Source organism: Bartonella sp. PS17NMGDW, from assembly GCF_042193555.1.
Lineage (GTDB): Bacteria > Pseudomonadota > Alphaproteobacteria > Rhizobiales > Rhizobiaceae > Bartonella > Bartonella grahamii.
The window spans coordinates 24,189-45,883 of the sequence record NZ_JBHILY010000006.1; the positions used below are offsets into that span (position 1 = coordinate 24,189).

General features: G+C 34.9%; 17 protein-coding genes and 1 tRNA gene. 10 read left to right on the forward strand and 8 right to left on the reverse strand.

What is annotated here, in order from left to right:
* Positions 1-18: 18 nt before the first annotated feature.
* On the reverse strand, positions 19-1,236 hold the full coding sequence (locus ACFIJK_RS05370) for a mechanosensitive ion channel family protein (protein ID WP_375627033.1): 1,218 nt from the start codon (positions 1,234-1,236) through the stop codon (positions 19-21).
* Positions 1,237-1,371: 135 nt separating this feature from the next.
* Here ACFIJK_RS05370 and dnaG point away from each other — a divergent pair, with 135 nt between their 5' ends.
* The 3 genes from dnaG (at position 1,372) to ACFIJK_RS05385 (ending at position 6,762) form a co-directional block, all read left to right on the forward strand.
* Positions 1,372-3,309, forward strand: a complete 1,938-nt coding sequence (gene dnaG, locus ACFIJK_RS05375) for a DNA primase (protein WP_375627035.1) — start codon at positions 1,372-1,374, stop codon at positions 3,307-3,309.
* A 389-nt stretch (positions 3,310-3,698) separates the two neighbouring features.
* Entirely contained in the window at positions 3,699-5,714 is a 2,016-nt protein-coding gene (gene rpoD, locus ACFIJK_RS05380; RefSeq protein WP_273788086.1) for an RNA polymerase sigma factor RpoD, read from the forward strand.
* A gap of 586 nt (positions 5,715-6,300) precedes the next feature.
* Positions 6,301-6,762: a YcgN family cysteine cluster protein gene (locus ACFIJK_RS05385; RefSeq protein ID WP_015856661.1), complete on the forward strand. Its 462-nt coding sequence runs from the start codon at positions 6,301-6,303 to the stop codon at positions 6,760-6,762.
* A 28-nt stretch (positions 6,763-6,790) separates the two neighbouring features.
* Here ACFIJK_RS05385 and ACFIJK_RS05390 read toward each other — a convergent pair whose 3' ends face one another.
* Positions 6,791-7,534: an SIMPL domain-containing protein gene (locus ACFIJK_RS05390; protein ID WP_375627038.1), complete on the reverse strand. Its 744-nt coding sequence runs from the start codon at positions 7,532-7,534 to the stop codon at positions 6,791-6,793.
* 172 nt (positions 7,535-7,706) lie between these two features.
* On the opposite strand from ACFIJK_RS05390, the gene ACFIJK_RS05395 reads away from it, so the two are divergent.
* Positions 7,707-7,783: transfer RNA gene (locus ACFIJK_RS05395), tRNA-Ile, on the forward strand.
* Positions 7,784-9,472: 1,689 nt separating this feature from the next.
* On the forward strand, positions 9,473-9,655 hold the full coding sequence (locus tag ACFIJK_RS05400) for a hypothetical protein (RefSeq protein WP_015856659.1): 183 nt from the start codon (positions 9,473-9,475) through the stop codon (positions 9,653-9,655).
* Here ACFIJK_RS05400 and ACFIJK_RS05405 read toward each other — a convergent pair.
* Entirely contained in the window at positions 9,579-9,893 is a 315-nt protein-coding gene (locus tag ACFIJK_RS05405) for a helix-turn-helix domain-containing protein (RefSeq protein ID WP_007347852.1), read from the reverse strand. The genes ACFIJK_RS05400 and ACFIJK_RS05405 overlap by 77 nt on opposite strands.
* A 925-nt stretch (positions 9,894-10,818) precedes the next feature.
* A complete protein-coding gene (locus ACFIJK_RS05410; RefSeq protein ID WP_375627041.1) occupies positions 10,819-11,067 on the reverse strand; it encodes a hypothetical protein in 249 nt (82 codons plus the stop codon).
* Positions 11,068-11,213: 146 nt separating this feature from the next.
* Here ACFIJK_RS05410 and ACFIJK_RS05415 point away from each other — a divergent pair, with 146 nt between their 5' ends.
* Positions 11,214-11,525 (forward strand): hypothetical protein, encoded by a 312-nt coding sequence (locus tag ACFIJK_RS05415; RefSeq protein WP_375626160.1) that lies wholly within the window; start codon positions 11,214-11,216, stop codon positions 11,523-11,525.
* Between the two features lie 52 nt (positions 11,526-11,577).
* Complete coding sequence (locus ACFIJK_RS05420) at positions 11,578-11,760, forward strand: hypothetical protein (RefSeq protein ID WP_375626159.1); 183 nt, start codon at positions 11,578-11,580, stop codon at positions 11,758-11,760.
* Positions 11,761-12,269: 509 nt separating this feature from the next.
* Here the strand turns inward: ACFIJK_RS05420 and ACFIJK_RS05425 are convergent.
* Together ACFIJK_RS05425 and ACFIJK_RS05430 are read right to left on the reverse strand one after the other, a co-directional pair.
* Complete coding sequence (locus ACFIJK_RS05425) at positions 12,270-12,449, reverse strand: YegP family protein (protein WP_375626157.1); 180 nt, start codon at positions 12,447-12,449, stop codon at positions 12,270-12,272.
* 390 nt (positions 12,450-12,839) lie between these two features.
* Positions 12,840-13,379: a helix-turn-helix domain-containing protein gene (locus tag ACFIJK_RS05430; protein WP_375626155.1), complete on the reverse strand. Its 540-nt coding sequence runs from the start codon at positions 13,377-13,379 to the stop codon at positions 12,840-12,842.
* A gap of 362 nt (positions 13,380-13,741) precedes the next feature.
* On the opposite strand from ACFIJK_RS05430, the gene ACFIJK_RS05435 reads away from it, so the two are divergent.
* Positions 13,742-14,794 (forward strand): DUF475 domain-containing protein, encoded by a 1,053-nt coding sequence (locus tag ACFIJK_RS05435; protein ID WP_375627044.1) that lies wholly within the window; start codon positions 13,742-13,744, stop codon positions 14,792-14,794.
* A 455-nt stretch (positions 14,795-15,249) separates the two neighbouring features.
* Here the strand turns inward: ACFIJK_RS05435 and pncA are convergent, their stop codons facing one another.
* Positions 15,250-15,858 (reverse strand): bifunctional nicotinamidase/pyrazinamidase, encoded by a 609-nt coding sequence (pncA, locus tag ACFIJK_RS05440; protein ID WP_375627046.1) that lies wholly within the window; start codon positions 15,856-15,858, stop codon positions 15,250-15,252.
* Positions 15,859-15,904: 46 nt separating this feature from the next.
* Entirely contained in the window at positions 15,905-16,441 is a 537-nt protein-coding gene (locus ACFIJK_RS05445) for a hypothetical protein (RefSeq protein WP_375627048.1), read from the reverse strand.
* A 162-nt stretch (positions 16,442-16,603) separates the two neighbouring features.
* On the opposite strand from ACFIJK_RS05445, the gene ettA reads away from it, so the two are divergent.
* Positions 16,604-18,253: an energy-dependent translational throttle protein EttA gene (gene ettA, locus ACFIJK_RS05450; RefSeq protein ID WP_375627050.1), complete on the forward strand. Its 1,650-nt coding sequence runs from the start codon at positions 16,604-16,606 to the stop codon at positions 18,251-18,253.
* A 672-nt stretch (positions 18,254-18,925) separates the two neighbouring features.
* Positions 18,926-19,864, forward strand: a complete 939-nt coding sequence (locus tag ACFIJK_RS05455; RefSeq protein WP_375627052.1) for an ArsR/SmtB family transcription factor — start codon at positions 18,926-18,928, stop codon at positions 19,862-19,864.
* The last annotated feature ends 1,831 nt before the right edge of the window (positions 19,865-21,695 follow it).

Sequence of the window (21,695 nt, forward strand, 5' to 3'; positions counted from 1 at the left end):
AATTAAAGTTTATCGTTTTTATTTCGCTTTTGCTTTTAATACTTGATTAAAATCATAACCGCTTGGATTTTGAAAAACCTTTAGACCAAAACAAGGAAGAATGGAATAAAGGTGATCAAAAATATCACCTTGAATTTGTTCGTAGTCTATCCAAACGGTGGTGTTCGTAAAGCAATAAATTTCCAATGGTAAACCATTTTCTGTAGGAGGTAATTGCCGTGCCATAAAGGTCATATTAGGGTTGATGTTTATATGCTGTTGTAGATAAGCAAAAACATAAGCACGAAAAGTTCCAATGTTGGTTAAACGGCGCGTATTGGCTAAGACATCATGATTTTTATCTAATTGAGCGTTCCATTGGTCAATTTCTGCTACTTTTTGTGTGAAATAATTTTCTAATAAATTAAATCGGGAAAGATATTTTTGTTCTTCTTCTGTGAGAAAATGGATACTTGATTGATCAATAAAAAGGGAGCGTTTGATGCGTCTTCCACCCGATTCTTGCATTCCACGCCAATTTTTAAAAGGGTCGGTTACAAGTTTACGGATAGGAACTGAGGTGATGGTGTTGTCGAAATTTTGAACTTTAACAGTATGCAGGGCAATTTCAACAACATCACCATCGGCGCCGAGATTGGGGATTTCAATCCAATCACCAACGCGAACCATATCAGTGGATGAAATTTGAATACCGGCAACGAGAGAAAGAAGCGTATCTTGAAAAATTAACATGAGAACCGCGGCCATTGCACCAAGACCGGAGAAGAGAATAAGAGGGGAGCGGTCAATCAATGTAGCGACCATTAAAACTGTCGCAACAGCAAAAAGTGCAATTTTAGCAATTTGAATATAACCTTTTATTGGTTTTAACCGTGCTGTTGGTCGTTGTTCGTAGAGGATATTAATGACATTCAGACAGGCAGAAATTGTCAGAACAACAAAAAAGATAATGAAGGCGTTAGCAACATTACCGATGACAGTACTGAATGCATTGGGCAATGTTGGTATAAAATTAACACCAACTGAAATAATAAAGGCTGAAATGATATCCGCTATGTATTGAATAGCATTATTAATATCCACCGTTGTATTTTTGGGGAGAAAAGAAGAGAGTTTTTTTGCTCCGTGAATAAGTAATTTTCGTCCTAGAAAGTTGACTAAAAGGGCAAATATAGTAAGAATAACAAGCCAAGAAATAGCCTCTAACCACGGATATTGAACAATAAATTCGATCACTTTTCTACTCTCCATTTCTGAAATTATATGCAGTTAAGAGTTTAAAATTTTACAACTGCTTAAGAGGAAGTATTGGAATTATGCTCTAAAGTCGTTAAATATGCAAAAAAGAATTTTCAAACTTTGTGAGAGATAATGCGTTTCCCGCCCGATTTCCTTAATGAACTGCGTACGAGACTCCCAATTTCAACAGTGATTGGTCAACGGGTGGATTTTGATCCTCGAAAAAGTAAGCCTTCACGGGGAGACTTTTGGTGTTGTTGTCCATTTCATGGTGAAAAAACGCCAAGTTTTCATTGTGATGATCATAAAGGGCGCTATTATTGTTTTGGTTGTGGTGTAAGTGGGGATATTTTTACCTTTTTGTGTGAGCTTGATGGATTGCACTTTTCAGAAAGTGTAGAGCGTTTGGCTGATTTTGCGGGAATGAAACTCCCTATTTGGGATTCACAAAGTCATAAACGTCAACTGGAAAAAGCTGAGCTTTATGATGTGATGAAAATTGCTACAGATTTTTTTCAATATAATTTACGCTATAAAGGAGGTGCGCAAGCACGTCGTTATCTGGATGCACGTGGTGTGACACCAGAGCTCGTAGAGCGTTTCCGCATTGGTTTTGCACCGGTAAGGCGTACAGCTTTGAAAGAAGCTTTGAGTGCACGGGGCATTTCAATAAAGCAAATGGAAGAATGTGGACTTCTCACAGTGCATGAGGGGAGTGCGGATTCTTATGACCGATTTAGAAATCGTATTATGTTTCCTATCGAAGATTTGCGCGGACGTGTGGTGGCTTTCGGAGGGCGTGCATTAGAGACAGAGACACGAGCAAAATATCTCAATAGCCCTGAAACAGTGCTGTTTCATAAAGGAAATATACTTTATAACGCGGTAGCGGCTCGCAAAAACAGTCGCTTTGTTGGCGATGAAAAAAATCATTCACTCCTTGTTGTTGAGGGGTATATGGATGTCATTGCATTGACTAAAGCTGGTTTTGAAGGAGTCGTAGCACCCTTAGGGACAGCATTAACGGAAGCGCAAATTGAGCTTTTATGGCAGATGGGGAAGGAGCCCATTTTGTGTTTTGATGGTGATGCTGCTGGTTTAAACGCTGCTTTTCGTGTTGCTGATCGTGTGTTGCCTCTTTTAAAGGCTGGGGTTTGTGTACGCTTTGTTTTGTTGCCACAAGGAAAAGATCCTGATGAAATTGTTTGTGCTGGTGGAGCACAACTTTTTTCTTCTTTTTTGCAAAAAGAAATTCCTTTGAGTGAGCTTTTATGGTGGCGTGCTACCTATGGAAAGCATTTTGAAACTCCAGAGACACGAGCAGCGCTAGAAAAACAACTAAAACAACAAATTTTTACGATTAAGGATGAAGATGTCCGTCGTTATTATTTGCAAGATGTAAAAAAACGCCTTTTTGATTTTTTTCGTCCCTCTTTTTCGAAAAAAAGGGGGGAAGGGCGATATGATCAATCTTCACCAAATAGGATCTTTAAAGATCAATCCTTTTCTCTGTTAGCAAATTCTGAAATAGTACGAAATTCTTCGCAATCTATTCCTTTGCGAGAAGCAGTGATTTTACTCACTTTAGCTTACTATCCTGAGTTGTGGTATGAAAATTTTGAAAATCTTTCTGAGTTAGAATTAAAAAATACTCAATTGATGTGCTTTCATCAAGCTATGTTGGAAATTCTTGGGAATCAACAGCTTCATGATAAGGAGACGATGGTTGCGCTCTTAGAAAAAAGAGGGCAAAAGGCTCTGTTAGAGCGTATGAAACATCTTGTGCAAAATATTGGTATGCATATTATTTTTGGTAGAGCTTCTATAGAGGATGCACGTGCGATATTAAAACAAGCTGTCTACTTGCATCTTCAAGAACACCACCTACATAAGAGATTACAGGATATTAAAGAGCAACTTGTAGAAAATCCTAAGAGTGAGGTTTTTGATCTGCTTCGTGAGGTAAAAAATGAGCTGGAGCAGATGCAGGCAACAGAAGCGTTAATTGAAGGGTTTGGAAGTTGGTTGGATGAAAAAATAGACGGGAATACACAAGATACGATAAAATGATTCGCTTTTTTAATGCGAATCAGTCACTTAAATTTTAGATGAGGAAGTTTATGGGAGTGACATTTTCATAAAGATGGCAATTAAATTTTAGGAAAAGCGGGTAAATTTTAGGAAAAGCGGGAAATTGGTTCTTACGATAGGGTACAGAGATTATCTCAGAAGGGCTGAGAGGTGTCGGGGAAACTTCTGGAGTTTTCCCGCGTTTTTGTCTGGATGTCAAGTTTGTCTGGATGTTAAGGCGTATACAAAATGTATTCTTTCCAATAGTAATCTCTTAAAAGGAAGTATATATGAGAAACTATTGGTAGATTTTAGTGAGAGCAAAAAAACTGGTCACATGGAAACTATGGTTACATGGAAACTGTGAAGTGGTCGAGTGGAGTTATGGTATGGCAACAAAGGTTAAACAGAAAGATAATGCAGAAGTAACAAGCCAAGCAAGTTTGGATGGTCCTCTTCTTGATTTTTCTGATGATGCCATCAAGAAAATGATTAAACTTGCCAAAAAAAATGGTTACGTAACAATGGATGAACTCAATGCTGTTCTTCCTTCTGACGAGGTTACATCCGAACAAATTGAAGATATCTTGGCGATGTTCTCTGAGATGGGGGTTAATGTTGTGGATGATGAGGATGAAGTTGAGTCTGAAAATTATGAAGAAGAAGTTACAGTAGAGGGTGGTGATTTAGTAGAAGCCTCTAGCCACGCAATTGCAACGACAACGAATAAACGCGAAGTAACAGATCGTACGGATGATCCGGTGCGTATGTATTTGCGTGAAATGGGAGCTGTTGAGCTTCTTTCACGGGAAGGTGAAATTGCTATTGCTAAGCGTATTGAAGCAGGGCGTGAGACAATGATTGCGGGACTTTGTGAGAGTCCTTTAACTTTTCAGGCTCTTATTATATGGCGTGACGAGTTAAAAGAACAGCGTATTCTTCTTCGTGAAATTATTGATCTTGAAACGACTTATGCTGGTCCAGAAGCAAAGCAGGCTCCTGTTATTGAGCGAAGTGAAGTGAATAAGACAGAAGAAGAAAAAATGTCTTCTGGTATACGTAATATGGGGGAGAGCGCAGGAGAGAGAAACATTGAAGACGATGATGAAGAAGACGATGACGATGTTAACTTATCGCTTGCTGCAATGGAAAATGAACTTTGTCCTCAAGTTATGGAAACATTGGATTTTATTGCTCAAACCTATGTGAAATTACGAAAATTACAAGATCAGCATGTTGAAAGCAGTTTGGCAGAGCGTAAAGAGGGGGCCCTTACATCTTCTCAGAAGAAGAAATATATTCAATTAAAGGGTGAGTTGATTCAAGCAGTAAAATCTCTTTCTTTAAACCAAAATCGTATCGAGGCTTTGGTTGAACAGCTTTATGACATCAATAAGAGATTGATTCATAATGAAGGTAAGCTGAAACGGATTGCCAACAGCTATGGTATTGGCCATGAGGATTTTTTAAAAGAATACCAAGGGCGTGAATTGGACGCAGATTGGATGAATTATATTGCTGCTTTGCCTACACCTGGTTGGAAAGAATTTTCGATGCGGGAAGCAAAAGAAATCCAAAAACTGCGAAGTGAGATACAAAATCTTGCGCAAGAAACGGCTATTTCGATTGGTGAATTTCGTCGGATTGTTATGCAGGTGCAGAAAGGTGAACGCGAATCAACAATTGCGAAAAAAGAGATGGTAGAATCTAATTTGCGTCTTGTCATTTCAATTGCAAAAAAATACACTAATCGTGGTTTGCAGTTTCTTGATCTTATTCAAGAGGGCAATATCGGTTTGATGAAGGCTGTGGATAAGTTTGAATATCGGCGCGGCTACAAGTTTTCAACTTATGCAACATGGTGGATTCGTCAGGCTATTACACGTTCAATTGCTGATCAGGCGCGTACTATTCGTATCCCTGTTCATATGATTGAAACAATTAATAAAATCGTTCGTACATCGCGTCAGATTCTCCATGAAATTGGACGAGAACCAACACCAGAAGAATTATCTAGCAAGCTTTCTATGCCGTTGGAAAAAGTACGAAAAGTTCTTAAAATTGCAAAAGAACCCATTTCACTCGAAACGCCCGTTGGTGATGAAGATGATTCCCATTTGGGTGATTTTATTGAGGATAGGAATGCGTTATTACCAATTGATGCAGCTATCCAAGCTAATCTGCGAGATACGACAACACGCGTTCTTGCTTCATTAACACCGCGGGAAGAACGTGTTTTGCGGATGCGTTTTGGAATAGGGATGAATACAGATCACACGTTGGAAGAAGTAGGACAACAATTTTCAGTTACAAGAGAGCGTATTCGTCAGATTGAAGCAAAGGCACTTCGTAAATTAAAACATCCTAGCCGTTCACGAAAATTGCGCAGTTTTCTCGATTCTTAAATAAAGGAATTCGTGTGCATTTTAATAAATCCCTCTTTCTTCTTAATGAAGGGGGAGTCGTGTTGTACTTGGATGCTTTCTTGAGAAAATATTGGAAAATTTGAATAATCCAGAAAGTTTACGATGTTTAATGTTTTTCTTAGCTTTTGAATTTTGTATTTCTTTTTCTGAAAATAACAGATGTAGGGCAAAGACCGGTGTGGTAGTCATTTGAAAAAATGAACGAAAAACATTATCTTGCGTGTAGCGGCTTGTTTCTTAAGAAATAGGATCTATTAAGAATAAACTTATATTGCAACATACGGACTTTTTGATGAGAAATGTGTATTCGTTGCGGAATTTTTTTATCATTTTAGGTGACGCATTTTATTCTTCGTCAGTTTATAAAGGAATGTTTCAATAGATTATGTTCATTTATATGCTCTATTTTTTGAATATTTTCTTTTTATTCAGATAGATTTTAAGAAAACGGTTTAAAGCATACATTGAGTTGAATCTTTTTAAGAGACAGAAATAGATGAAATTATAGAAATTAAACGTTTCATTTTTATAGATCGTCTTAATTAAAAAAGGTGTGTCTGAGTTTATGAGTGGAGAGCTTCCCTTTTGGAAAGTAAAAAAATTAGAAGAGATTTCCATTTCTGAGTGGGAGAGCCTTTGTGATGGCTGTGGCCGTTGTTGTCTCCATAAAGTTGAGGACGATGATACGGGTGACCTTTATGCAACCAGTATTGCTTGTCGTCTTTTAGATGGGGAAACTTGTAGGTGTCGAGATTATGCTCATCGTAAATCAATTGTACCAGATTGTATATCGCTAGACATTACAACAGTTAAAACAGCGCGCTGGCTTCCAGAAAGTTGTGCTTATAGATTAATTTATGAGGGAAAAGATCTTCATTGGTGGCATCCATTGGTATCAGGAGATTGCCAGACAGTACATACAGCGCATATTTCTGCACGCGGACAGATAGAGGTTTACGAAGACGAATTATTATCTGAGGAAGATTATCTTCATCACATTACTGGTCTTCTATGTAAAGGCCAGTAATATGATTTTTTATACAACAGTTGGTGATTTAATCGATCGCAAAGACGACAGTGACGCTCACATTATAATTTAATTCACCAGCTGCAAAATTTGTATTTGCGTAGCTTGCATCTGCTGCTCTACTCATGAGACGTGGTGTTGGGTGGTAGTAATCATCCTTTTCATTGATTTCAATAATTTTTCCTAATTTTAAATTTGCTGCTTGCGCTATCGTTTGCGCTTTTTCAATGGCTTCAGTAATGGCTTTTTTACGTGCTTCTTGATAAAATGGCTTTGTATCTGCGTTGGTAAAAGTAATGCCGTTAACTGAATTAACACCTAGTGTCATCGCTTGATCAAAGATTTTACCAGCATTGGCAAGATCACGAATGCGCACGGTTAAAGAATTTGAAACATGATAGAGTTTTTCATTATTCTTTTTTTCGTGGTGTTTATCAGAAGTCGACTGATAAATGGATAAACCTGATGTTTGCAAATCATTTGCTTGGATGCCATTGTTTTTAAAAGCTTGTATAATATCATTGATGGATTGATTATTGGAAGCTAATGCCTTTTGGGCAGTTTTGTCATAGGTAACAACGGCTAGATTAATAATTGCCATATCCGGTGCAGCTTGACTTTCTCCGATTGCAGTCACTGTAATCGTTGCATTTTTCATTTTATTTTCTTCAGCATAAGCACGTACACTCAACGATGTGGCTAAGAGTGTAAATGCTAATATAACTGCTTTAACCAGAGAACCCTTCAGTGGTTGAATTTTCTTTTCTATCATATCTATACCTTTATATTTGTCAGTTAACTATTCTCTCATTTTTAAGAGTTCTTGTAAAGAAATTAGGGCACTGAAAAAAAAACCAATAGAAAAGAGAAAAAGATGGGTTATAATCTTTGTCAGCTCTTGTATCATAGGGCATTTTAGTTTAGAGAGAAACAACCTATATATGGGGCCTGTAGCTCAATTGGTTAGAGCCAGCGGCTCATAACCGCTTGGTTGGGGGTTCGAGTCCCTCCGGGCCCACCAATAGGGAAATGGCCAATAGAAAAATGGGTCGCTTATATAAAAATTTTGGGATTCTACCTTTTTCGTTTTTTATTTATTTTCCTGTTTGTTCTAAAATCCTTTGTCATTGTTTGTTGCTGTTTTTTTCTATCAGTCGCTTTAATATAAAGTGATGGTATGTTTTTTAGTCTCATTAAAGAAGTGCTCTCATTTTAAACATTGTAGCATTTGGATTAACTAATATGTGGCGCTATTTACTTTCTTAATTCATATACTGTTTTGTACTTTTTCTGTATGATGTTTTTCATAAAATAGAAGGCTAAAAGCTTCATTGAATAAGTTTATTTATGCTTGTTCTGCAAATAAACAGATCCCAATAAGACCAATTTTAAAGATTGTACTTTTTTAGAACAAATGGCTCAAAAAACATTTAGGGTAAATTTGCTTTTTTCTGGGTGATGTTAATGTCTTTTAGACGTTCGAATAGCATTATCGTGATGAAAGGTTGTATATAAGAGAATGTGATCCATAGGTGTTCACATATATCATGGGGGCAACGATGATAATAGCATTTGTTGATATTTTCTTTTTCCCAAGAGAGGCGTTCTATTTGATTTTTGAGAAATATTGTTCATAATGACGGTGGCGTGTTCTCTGAAAAGAATTTCATCAATCGTTCTTTGAAAAGTCAATTGAGCGATTGTTTCTATCGCTTTGCATTATCTAGATTTTATTGTAATAGGAATTTTATTATTCTGTAAGAAATGTTTTCTATGATATTGGAAAATTCGTTAAAATGCCGTTTTCTGTTTTTGTGTATTTTTCGCTTAATGCTCAAATTATAGAGTTTTCATGTAATCCAAATTATTATTGAAGAGCAGAAGTCTTTTTTGATTTTACTCTCATAAGGGATTGGCAATATTTCGGTAAAGCTAGCACTTTTTGGTATTGCTAATATTTTTCTCGTATTGATTGTGTAGAGAGTTTTCTCTCTTATGAAAAATTATTGGCAGAGAGGGTAATTTTTTTTGGAAAAGTATACTTTTCTTCAAAATTATACTTTGAAAATATAATTCTTCATTTACATAAGGGAATTTCTCTCTTGTGGTAAATCTGCGATACAATTTACGTACAAAGATTATGCGTGGTGATTCGTTTTATTTTTTAATAGTATCATTTTTGCTTATGATAGAGACTTATATTAGTATTTACAAGGTGCGTTTAGAGGGGAGGTTACCTATAAATGTGTTACAGAGTTTTAGGTAGTGTGGCTCTGTTTATAAGAATTTATTCCTATAACATTGTTATATTCTTGCTTTGCAATATTGTTTAAAAAACATAGATGGTGCTATGTAGAATAAAATTGTGATATATTTTTTTCAAAAAAGCTTTTTCGTGTTCTCTTATATAGAGTTCAGGAGTGTCTTCAGGGATATTTTCACATTAGTTTGTTATTGGTCCGAATCACAAGATATGCGTAACATTATTCGCATTTTTGATAGATCATACCAATTTTCATAAGAAGATCTGGATCGTGTGATGCTTTCTGTTTCACCATGGTACATGACTAATAGAACTTCATCTGATTTTGTAAAATAAGTTTGTACACAATTGCTTCCATACTCTGCCTATTGCAAATATTTTTTTCTAAGGTATGAGAGATATTTAAACGCTTTAGCGTTATATAGTTTGACTACATGGAGTATGACTATGAAGAATGATAAAAAATTTGAAACAACTTTATCTGATATTATTGTGAAATGGGAGTCTTTGTCGACGTCTCAAAAGCAAGCGATATTGGATAGAGTAGAAAATTCTACAGATTCTGCTCATTCAACAGAACATTTAAGGCTTCAATCTTCTTTTTATCTCCAGACGAAATCAAAGTTATGAGTTTTAAGTCTTCATCGGAGATGTTGAAACCAGTTATTACATATATGGCACTAGCATTTCCCAGTGTGTTCAAAATAGCCATGAGTTTATCTACTGAAGGCCTCTTTCCTCCATTTATCATTTGTTGGACGTAATTTTGTCCACAGCCTGCAGCTCTGCTTATTTCAATCATTGTTCGTCCGTCACTTTTAATCAATTCAACTAAGCGTTGGAACCAATCTTTTTCAGTCTTTGTCATTTTTAGACCTTTACATATTTACGCTATAGCGTTAATATTGCGCTGCGAATCCAGAATATATGATACAAGGAGCGTGAAAATATCCATGTGTAGCTCTTCGCTAATGAAGCATATAGAGTTGTTTTTAACTAATAACAAAATGTCCCCATACACTTTCAGATTCGAATCAATAAAAAATGGTTGCTTAGTTCCACGGTTGTGAAGAAGTAAATGTGTATACCGGAAACGGCGATACACACTCGTATGTTTATGAGATTTCACTGTGATAGTATACGTAGCAGCATTATAAATCAAGATATACCCCAACATCAGAATTTGTAAAAAAAAATTCTGCGTTGAGGTGGTGTGTGAGTATAACGAAGCTTTAGAGCCTTAAGAGATAGGATAATGGCTGTAGAAAAAATGTAAATTCATAGGCAAAGAATACTGATTTCTCCTCTATTGTAATAAATTAGATCACTATCAGATGGTATATCGTATATATGCGTTAAAAAAATTGGGAAATATCAAAAAAGTGATCTTGGATATTTTATTAAACAGGAAGGTAATCTGAGTCACAAAAGTGGTTGTTTGGGAGGGGGGGGTACATTCGATTAATGCCCTTATGGGGGTGAGTGTGTTTTTATGATGCTGCGGTTTATAATGAAGTCTGTGTTTACAATGATATTGTTATTGATAACAATGCATTAACATATGGTTGTGTAGTCGTTCGTAAGAGTTTGCATGTTTATGAAAGATAAGAACTTTATAGTTATTCGAATATGAGTGGAGATGCATATGTTTACGTTAATGCGGTCTTTTTTGATCAAGTTTTGAATGCTCAATGTATTGAATTTTATGGTGATACTCGTGATTATAGAAAGGCTCGAGTTTATAGTGATGCTTTAATTTATGGTGATGTAAAGATTTTTGGGAAGGCAAAATTTTACAGAAATGCTGTGTTTTGTGACACTGAAGATTTTTGTAATAATGAAAAACTTTCATATATAGCCGCATCCCACATGGCGTAAAAAAGGAAGATAGGAACGATTTGGGCAAGGCTTGTATGATTGCATGGCATCGTTAGTTTTATTTTATGTTCCTTATTTTTTGTATTTTGTGTCAATAAATGTGTCGCAAATAATTGGTGTAAGCGTGTAGATTTAGCCGCTTTCAGGGATTTTTTTTGCGTCATTTATCAATGGCTTTAATGGAGAAAATAAGAATGCCGAGAGTGATTGTTCACACTTGGAACATGCGGTTTATTGCATTCTTTTTTTGATTGAGGATGAAACAAATTGGTCAAGATGATCACTTGAGCGACAATTAAGGGAGATCCAAATGAGTGTAAACGAAATTTTATTGGGAGCAATGGTTGTTGTTTTGTTGTGCAGTGGGGTTATATTTCGGTTTTCTTTATATTATCGCAGTCAAGTGAAAATTTTAAAAGAGGAATCTAGAAGAATAAAGCATGAGTTTTTAAGAGATTCTATGAAGATGACTGAAGAACGAGATAGAGCTATTAGAGAGCAAAGTATGGTGATTAAAAGACGTGACCAAGCAATTGAAAAACTGAAAAAACAAATTAAACAATATGAAAAAAATGAAAAGAAATATCAAAAAATGCTTAAATCTGAAGATGATAAAGAGTGATTGTATTTATATTTTGCATTAAAGGGCTTGGAAATGTGTTAGGAAGATTGGAATGACGAGAGAGATAAACTTTAATGAAGCCAATTATGATGCTGATGGAGGGATTGTATTGAAAGAGAATATTCAAGTTTACTCTGATTTTATGAAAACATTTAAGTTTATAAGACAGAGCGTCTTTGATTATAAAATAAGAGTTTATGATGATAAACCAGTTTATAGGTATGCTGGTTATTAAAAAGCGCGTCTATACAATCCATTATGCTTGAAACAATTTTGCACGTTCCTTTTAGATATAAGATATAAATGCGACGATAGTTTCAGCTAATATGTCTAAAAAATTGCATGGTAATAGAAAGAAAGAGATATTTGCTTTTTATGAAGATGAAATGGGTAAGTCAGTTATGATTATCAGATACAGAAGAGGAATATAAAGGTAAAAGATATTAATATTTGGTAGAGTAATTGTATTTCATCGTTGATGATTCATCTTCTTTTCATGTGCGTTTATTTTTATAAAAAATAAAAGACTTAAAAGAGTTTCTTTTTTATAAGTGCTACAGAGAGTTAAGTATGATTGAAAACAAACATACAGTAATATGCAAGAATTTGACTGTTATTTATGAGTGTTAGAAATAACACAAAAGATTCATCCCACTGAGGGAAAAACAATCACTTTTTATTTGTCACAAAAGTAACTCACATACCATTATATAAAATAAACGCTTGTTCTAATGGTAAAGAACGTTAGAACTGTAGTTCTCTAATAAGAGCCTTATGTGTAATTTCTTTGATTTGTTCAATATTGATTAGGATATCTTGTTTTGTTGGATAACCTTTACTAGAAAAAGCAATTTTTTGTGCATCTCCTGAGATTAAACGCCAGTACCATTGATTGTGAACTCCTTGAAACACCTCAAAATACATGCTTCCCACCTCATAAAATAGCTGATAATTTTCAGGATAAATATTTAACTAATCCGTTTTTGAACATTAATGTATGTCTCTATAGGAACTCGTCAATATATTTCCCTTAAATTTTCTGACCTTAAAAAATAATTTCTATGAGAGCTATTATTCTTTTAACAAGAAAAAATTTCTTGTCAATAAGATATGAATGAAAATTTTATACTAAAAATTATTTTTTTAATTTAAAGACATTATACTTTTATTTACAATGGAAATATTTTTATTGTCGTGATAGAAACAAATTTTATAAATTATACAAAATCTTACCAGCATGGATAAAGTGAAAAATATTTTTCTCCATACTGGTAGAGCTTAATCATTTCTTGTTTTTTCTTTTAAAATAGATGTTTATTGATTAGCGATAACCTCTTTTTGGGATACGCTTCGAATGAGTAAATCAATGAATAAGCTAAGAGTATAAGAATTGGCCATTTTAGCTTTCATGTCGATCAGAGAGGTTGTAGTTTTAGGGTTAAGGCCATTAGATAAACCTTGTCTTGACAAATATTGCTGCAATTTTTCATAAGAGCTGTCGATTTTCTCTTTATTTAGTTTTTCGTTACGCTCACCATTGGCAAGTGTTTCTTCCAGTCCTTCGATTTTTTTAATAAAATAATTCCAGTCAAAATCACCTTTTGTATATTCGGTGTCAAACATTTTTCCTTGTCCAGTTAAGAGCCAATTAATATTGACACCATATAACGTGCGGTATGTTTGTAAAACACTAAGATTGGGTTCTCTCTCCCCACGCTCATAAAAAGCAATAGAATTTTTTGTCATGCTAAAATTTTTAGCTAAGGTTTCACGTGATGGATCGCCTAAAGCAAGACGTACATAACGCAAACGTTTTCCAAATATGGTTTTTGATTCAGTTTCAGGACGTGCCACGAATTATCTCCCTCAGTAAATCATCATGGTATAAATCATTAAATAATAAAAGCACACTATGTATTAATATTCTATGATATAATGTCAATATTTATAGCTTTAATTTCTTTTTATTTTTTTATTTTTCGTGGATAGAAAGAAATCTTTCGTTTACTGTATTGACAATTGATATTCATTTCAAAACAAAATTCTCTGTTTGCTACATTTGTCTCTTGCTTTTTTTGAGAGAATTTTCATGTAACTTTACCATATATATTCTATACACCTCTGCATTAATAGATGCAACTTTAAAGAGATGCAAACTTTGGATTTGTACTGGGTGTGCTTTAGATGAATTAGAAAATAAACTTTGAGGAATGATCATGGCCCTATTACGCTATTTTGGGTTTGCTTTTTTTTTCACGATTATTGGTGTCTTTTTAGGAGGGGTTATTGGTTGGTTTGAAACGGAAAGTATTACTGGTTTTCTTAAATATTTTTTTATTTGCTTTGTTTTAGGAGTTTTGGAAATTTCTTTATCGTTTGATAATTCTATTATCAATGCGCGTGTTCTTAGTAGAATGGATCCGTTGTGGCGTCGTCGTTTTCTTATATGGGGCATTTTGATAGCTGTATTTGGGATGCGAATTGTTTTTCCATTATTGGTGGTTGTCGTTGCTGTTGGGATTAATCCAATTGCGGCAGTAAAATTAGCGATATGGGAACCACATCGATATGCTGAAGTTTTAATCGATGCGCATATGGGGATTGCTGCTTTTGGAGGCACTTTCCTTATGATGGTTGGCTTAAAATATTTTTTTGATTCTGAAAAAGAGGTACATTGGCTTAATGTTATAGAGAGACCTGCTCAAAAGTTTGGGGCGCTTGTTGGGATTGATATTGCAATTGTTTTGATTTTGATCTTGTTTGTTTCAGGGCAGATTGACACAGAAGATAAAATGACTTTTTTATTGGCAGCCCTTTATGGACTTTTGACCTTTATCGGTGTTGAAGTTGTCGGTCATCTCTTGGATACCCCTCAAAAGACTTTAACAACAGTAACTCACGGGGGAGTAGGGGCGTTTCTTTATTTAGAAGTTCTTGATGCTAGTTTTTCTTTCGATGGCGTGGTTGGTGCTTTTGCCTTTTCACATAACCTTTTTATTATTGCGATAGGTCTTGGTATCGGTGCATTTTACGTTCGTTCTATGACAATTATGTTGGTTGAATCAGGAACATTATTGCATTATCGTTATTTAGAGCATGGTGCTTTTTATGCAATTTTAGTTCTTGCAGTGATTATGTATCTGCAAACGATTATATCGGTTCCTGAAGTTTTAACAGGACTTGTGGGAGTCTGTATTATTGGAATGGCATTATATTCTTCGATTCGTTTTAAGCATCGTCAATTGGATAAACATGTTGTGTCTAAGTAATGGAGATTTCTTCTTTTCTCAGGCTTTTGTTTATCACATATCTTTGAATAGAAAGAGGTCTTTTATGCAAAATAAAATACTATTTTATTGCTTATTTGTGTTTTTATTTTAAAGTTGAGTCCATTGCATGATACTACTCATGAAGGGAATAGTGTAAAATCTTTAGGGTACTTTTTGACCTAAATATAAGACAGAAAGCTGATGCTATACTTTTTACCAGCTTTCAATATTATGATAAGTTCTTGTATTTAATGGTTCATAAGAAGCATTTTTACTGTTTTTTTGAATGATTTTTATTCATACATTGATTCTCTTTGTAACGTGTAAGAGAATGGTTTTGAAACAGGTTTGAAATCAGAGAATTTACGATATTCTAGACTTTCACTTAAATATGTGAAAAATAATTTATCCTTTATAAATCAGTATATTATAATAGTAGATTAGAGAAGAATATTTTAAGAGACCATTAAAAGTTCTATACCAGCTTCGTTCATAGTTTTAAGCATAGTGTTTAGTGATCCGTTTACATCAATACCAGCACAGGCATTTAATGAAACACTGACTTTAAAACCGCATTGTATAGCGTGAAGAGCAGAAAATCCGACACAAAAATCAGTTGCTAAGCCACACATAATGAGCTTGGTAAAACCATGTTCTTTGAGATAAACTTGTAAACCTGTTGGTGTTTTTTGATCATTTTCAAGAAAAGCAGAATAGCTATCCATTTTTTGATTATAGCCTTTTCTAAGGATAAGTTGTGCCTTTTCCACTCTAAGAGATGGATGAAATTCTGCTCCTTGTGTTCCTTGTATGCAATGATCAGGCCAAAGTATTTGAGGACCGTAGTCAAGAATGATGGTATCATAGGGCTTTTTTTCAGGATAGCAGGAAGCAAAGCTGCAATGGTTTTTGGGATGCCAGTCTTGGGTTAAGATAACGTGGTCAAAATGATTTATGAGATTATTGATGGCGGGTAAAATAGCATCACCTTGTGGTACGGCAAGTGCTCCACCTAGTAAGAAGTCATTTTGAACATCAATGACGATTAAGGCTTTTTTTTCCATAAATATATTCCTATACGAGATGAGCTTTTATCGTATTTTTAAAAAGCTATATGTCGTCTTGAAGTTTTGAAATGATGTGTTGGATATTGATATTATTTTTATAATTATCAAGCCAAAAGAGGGGGATGGATAAGTTTTTACAATTGGTTTTATAGTTTTTTACGAATTGTAACCACGTACCAATGGGAAGTGCACTGTATTCATTTTTTGCTACGTGTTGATGCAAAGCTTTCATGATCATTGGGCTTGGGACGTCAGATCCCATAAGGCGGCGGTCGTTTTGTAAACGTAATTTAAGCCATATCAAGGCAAGGGGTGAAGTCCATTGCTTCCCGTAGCAAAAAATCGATGAAAAAAGAGAAGGATTTTTTACTGCGTAATATAAAGCCCATAAAGCGAAAAAAGAAGGCGCATAGAGAATTGCTTTTCTTTGTGGTACCATATTACATTGATAAGTTGGTTTAATACGATAAAAATACAATGTTATATCTGGTATGGAAAAGAGAGGCAATGTTTGATAACAGGTTTCAGGTACAGCTAAAAAGATTTGCTTTTTGCTTTTTGGGGGGATGTTTTTTTGCATTCAGAACCATACTGGGGCTTGTGAGATTAGAAAAAATATACCAATATAAGGCGAAAAGCTTTTGATACGATGTAAGTGCTATTTACTGTACAGTTTCAAAAAGCAAAAGCAGTTTTTTTCAAAATCCTAATCTTTAATATCGCACAATATAAAGAGAAATTTATGGCACGTCAATTTATCTATCATATGGCTGGACTTAACAAGTCTTACGGCAATAAAAAAGTTCTAGAAAATATTCATTTGTCTTTTTATCCAGATGCGAAGATCGGTATTTTAGGGCCGAATGGTGCAGGGAAGTCAACTATTTTACGTATTATGGCTGGGCTAGATAAGGAATATACGGGAGAAGCATGGATTTCTGAAGGAGCACGCTGTGGCTATCTACCACAAGAACCTTTGCTTGATGCGAGCAAAGATGTGCGTGGCAATGTGATGGAAGGTGTTGCAGATAAACAAGAAATTCTTGAGCGTTATAACGAATTGATGATGAATTATAGCGAGGAAACGGCTGATGAAAGTGCACGGCTTCAGGACATTATTGACAGTCAGAATCTTTGGGATTTAGAAAGTCAAGTGGAAATGGCTATGGCTGCTCTTGGTTGTCCGCCAGCCGATGGGGATGTAACAAAACTTTCGGGTGGTGAGAAGCGGCGTGTTGCACTTTGTAAATTGCTTTTGTCAAAACCTGATTTGTTACTTTTGGATGAACCGACAAACCATTTAGATGCTGAAACGACGGCTTGGCTTGAAAGGCATCTACGTGAATATCCTGGGGCTGTGCTTTTGATAACCCATGATCGTTATTTTCTCGACAATGTAACGGGTTGGATTTTAGAGTTAGATCGTGGGAGAGGTATTCCTTATGAGGGGAACTATTCTGCTTATTTGGGGGCTAAAGCTAAGCGTTTGGCTCAAGAAGGCCGTGAAGAGGCAGCGCGTCAACGTGCTTTATCACGTGAGCAAGAATGGATCGCTTCTAGTCCAAAGGGGCGACAAGCAAAGTCAAAAGCTCGGATTAAGGCTTATGATGAGTTGGTTCAAGCAGCACGTGAGCGCCGTCCTGGAGAGGCGCAAATCATTATTCCTATTGGAGAAAGATTAGGACAGGTTGTTATTGAGGTTGATAATCTCTCTAAGGCTTATGGTGAACGTGTATTGATTGATTCTCTTTCTTTTAAACTTCCTGCTGGTGGCATTGTCGGCGTTATTGGGGCCAATGGTATGGGAAAGTCGACCTTGTTTAAAATGTTGACGGGACAGGAACAGCCCGATTCAGGTCAAATACGTATCGGTGAAACAGTTCACATGAGTTATGTGGATCAGAGTCGCGATTCCTTGGTGGGGGATAAAACTGTTTGGGAGGAAATTTCTGGTGGAAATGACATTATTAAATTAGGTAAATATGAGATGAATAGCCGCGCTTATTGCGGGGCTTTTAATTTCAAGGGGGCAGATCAGCAGCAGAAGGTGGCAAATTTATCAGGAGGGCAGCGCAATCGCGTACATTTGGCGAAACTTCTAAAAGAGGGGGGGAATGTGCTTCTTCTTGATGAACCGACAAATGATCTTGATACTGAAACATTGGGTGCATTGGAAGATGCATTGGAAAATTTTGCTGGTTGTGCAGTTATCATATCGCATGATCGTATGTTTCTTGATCGATTGGCAACACATATTTTAGCCTTTGAAGGTGATGGTCATGTAGAATGGTTTGAAGGTAATTTTGCTGAATATGAGGCTGATAAAGTTCGTCGTCTTGGGGCGGAATCTCTTAATCCTAAGCATGCAAATTATAAACCTCTTACACGCTAGAATTTTTTATCTTATCTCAACTTTGTTGGAATAATAGTGTGTTTTATTGCGTTTTTTATTTCATAAATAAAGTGCGTGTGTACTCTGTGTAAGTTTTTATTCATTGAAAAGAGTAAGAGACACTTTATGAAATTATGACCTAAATAGGGTTATTCTACTCATGATATATAACCGGTTATTGCTTGTAAAATTGCAATGAAAAGGAGTGGATGAAGAGTATAGTACTATTTCTACAAATGCTCTGGTCATTGAGCATTGTCATCTTTACTTAATAAAAATGCAAGCTGGCACCATCATGTTATTTATTTTTTCTCAATGGTACGCAGTTCTTGTTTTGAGATGACTATAAAAAGTATTTTTATCCATATGTCTCCTCTGTTTATGAGCTGTAAGAGAATAATTTGGATTGATTTATCATGAATCGATTTGAAATGAGGAAAATTTACGGTATTCCGATGTTTTATTCAAGTTGAAAATGATTAATTGTTATTATAAATCAATGCATTATCATTATAACGAGAAGCAGAGAGATGAGATCTGTTCGTTTTTTACAGTAGCCTATTTTTTTATAGTATAATAAAATAGAGAGAACAAAATAGATGAGAATATGCGTTTTATGCTTGACTTTTTTTTCTGTAAACAAATGTTTATAAGAATGTTTAAGGGATAATTATGAAAAAAAGTGCAAGTTTAGATGCAATGATTGTGCTGCTAAAAGCGGTCGCAGAAATAAACCATTTACGTGTTCTTACGCTCTTGCGTCATGAAGATTTAACAATTCCTGATTTTATTTTTATTCTTGATCAGTCGCAAGCGTGTATATCACGATATTTACGTTTGTTGTACGAAGCACGATTGATTGAGCGTTATCAGAAGGGAGATAGCCTTTATTTTAAGCTTTGTCATGATTTTTTGGGTAAAGACATTGTGATGGGTGTTCTTTCGGCTTTACCAAAGCATGATATGTTGTTAGCGCATGATTTAGAACGTTTGAAGGATGTTAAAAAGCAGCGTCAAAAAACGAGGAAGAAGCATTTTTTACAAAATACGTTGCAATGGGATGTATTACGGTCATCCTATATGGCAGATCATGGTGTGGAAAACGCTTTACTTGAAATCATTGGCGATAAACCATTTCAAACGATGCTGAATATTGGAATAGGTGGAGACTCTGTTTTAAAATTGTTTTCTAATCTTTATACGCATGCGGTTGAAGTTGTGCTTGATAGCAATGTTTTTCACTTGTCTGTTGGAGATACAACTTTTGATTTAGTTATTCTTCATTGGGTTTTACATTTTCTTGAAAATCCTGAAATGTTTCTTCATGAGATATCAAGTGTTTTGCGTCCTCATGGACGTTTATTGATTGTGGATTTTGGTTATCATAAAATTGAGTCTTCATATTCTGATCAAGCACATACGCGTTTTGGATTTTCGGCTTTACAAATAGAACAATGGCTTAAAAATACGGGACTTGTTCTAGAACAAACGGTTTGTCTTACTCCTATACAAAATGAAAACAGTGAGAAGGGTATGGTTACGCTTTGGCTTGCTCGTGATCCGCGTTTATTAGTTGACGATATCAAAGATAAACAAGTCGATTTTGCATAAATCGCGTTTGTTGACCTGCTTTATTCTCTGATTTTTCTTAAGGAATAGCGTAGAGATAAAACTTTATTCAATCATTGATAATCTATTGTTTTTTACATTTGTATTATGTTTTTATATGAGAGTATTGGTGTTTTACAGGGGCTTGGTGGCTGTGTACTGTGTAATGAAAGCACCTTCTATAGAGATAAGCCTATGAGGATCGTTATTTAAGGTGTCTTGATATCATATTTGTTTTATTAGCCAATATATTGATTTTTTAGATTTCAATGAGAGGCTCGAATATAGGAATATTTTTTCATTTCAAATTTCTTGTTTCAGAATCGAAAAGAGTCTGTTTGTTTGTTACAAGAGAAGATATTTATCTAAATAATACCGTTTGTAAAAGGAAATACATATTTCTAAATATGAGAGCGGCGGCGATATGATGTAATAGCGCATAATATAATATAGTGATGGCTCATACCTTCATAAATGTCAAAAATGGTGGTACCCAATAGATCTTACGATGTTTCTTTAAAACAGGTGCTTAGATAAGAAGTACCTTGGAATTTTTAGTGAGGGGTGCAAAAAGATGCTCTAAAAAGACGAAGGGGTAAAAGGGTAAGACAATGCATGATTTTCATTATTTAAAACACAGCGTTATGAGCATGTTTGAAATTCGTAAAGGCAAATGAAAGGGATGGTAAAGACGGCAATAGGTTTTTATTTTTGGGCCTTTATGTTTTTTATCCATATGCTTTTTCTTGTTTGTGATGTGCCGTAGTATGGCTATTCATTGATTCAATAGACGAAGATTTAAAATAAGGGAATCTTACGTTCTTGAGATCTCTCATGTAAGTTGTAAAATGATGCGTTATGATTGTAAATCAATGCATTATTTACGTTAGAAGAACAGACTATAACAATTTTTGAGTGTAGAAACTACTGTGTGTATTATTTTACGGAATCATTTAAATGATAGAGATTAAGAGAAACTGTCTGCATTGATCTCGGTTTGTTATGTTAAAATGCGTTAGAGCCTGTTGGTTATTGTAAAATAGTTTATCGTTATTTGGAATGATTATAGAACGTGATTCGAAACAAATATCTTCAGAGTTCTCATTTTTTCATAAAAATTAAGCTGTTTAAATTCTTCATTGATTGTTACATGAGAGATGCGACAATATTTTAATAATCATTTACAGATTTTTTTATGAAGATAGATAAGATTTTATTTCTCTAATTTATTGTTTTCTTGCAAGAAGATGTTTTTCATTTTTTACGGTTATTTGGGTAAGATTTTAAAAATCTACATTTTTATTTTTGTGGTGATTGCTGTTGGAAAAGTGATTCTACTTTTACATAGTTTGATTTTTATAGGGTGGGTACGTAGAAATTACGGTTTTTTTAATTATGATCATCAGAGTTATGAAAGAAACTATTTAAAAGTTATAATGATTGTAGATTCTAATTGATGTTCCTTGAAATAAAATTGCTTCAAATTGGGTCATTTTAAACTTTTTTTGCCTAAATTTAAACATTTTTAAACAATTTATAACTCTTTTATGTTTTTTTGCGTAGAAGATGATAAGAATTTCTTGTTGTTTAAAGAATTTTATTCCATAGCAAGAATATTGCATCGGCTATCTTAGTGGTTGATGTGAGAGGACGATCGGGGAACCTCCTCCCCCCCCCCCGCGTGGATCCCCTAGATTGTCTGGCCTGACTGAGGATTTCCTCAGTCAGGCTTTTTATAATTGTTTTGGGGTATGTTGTAGCGTGTTATTAGGGGGAAGTGTAAGATCTGTTATTGTTTCGCCTATACTACCTGAATACATAGAGGGGCAGGTCT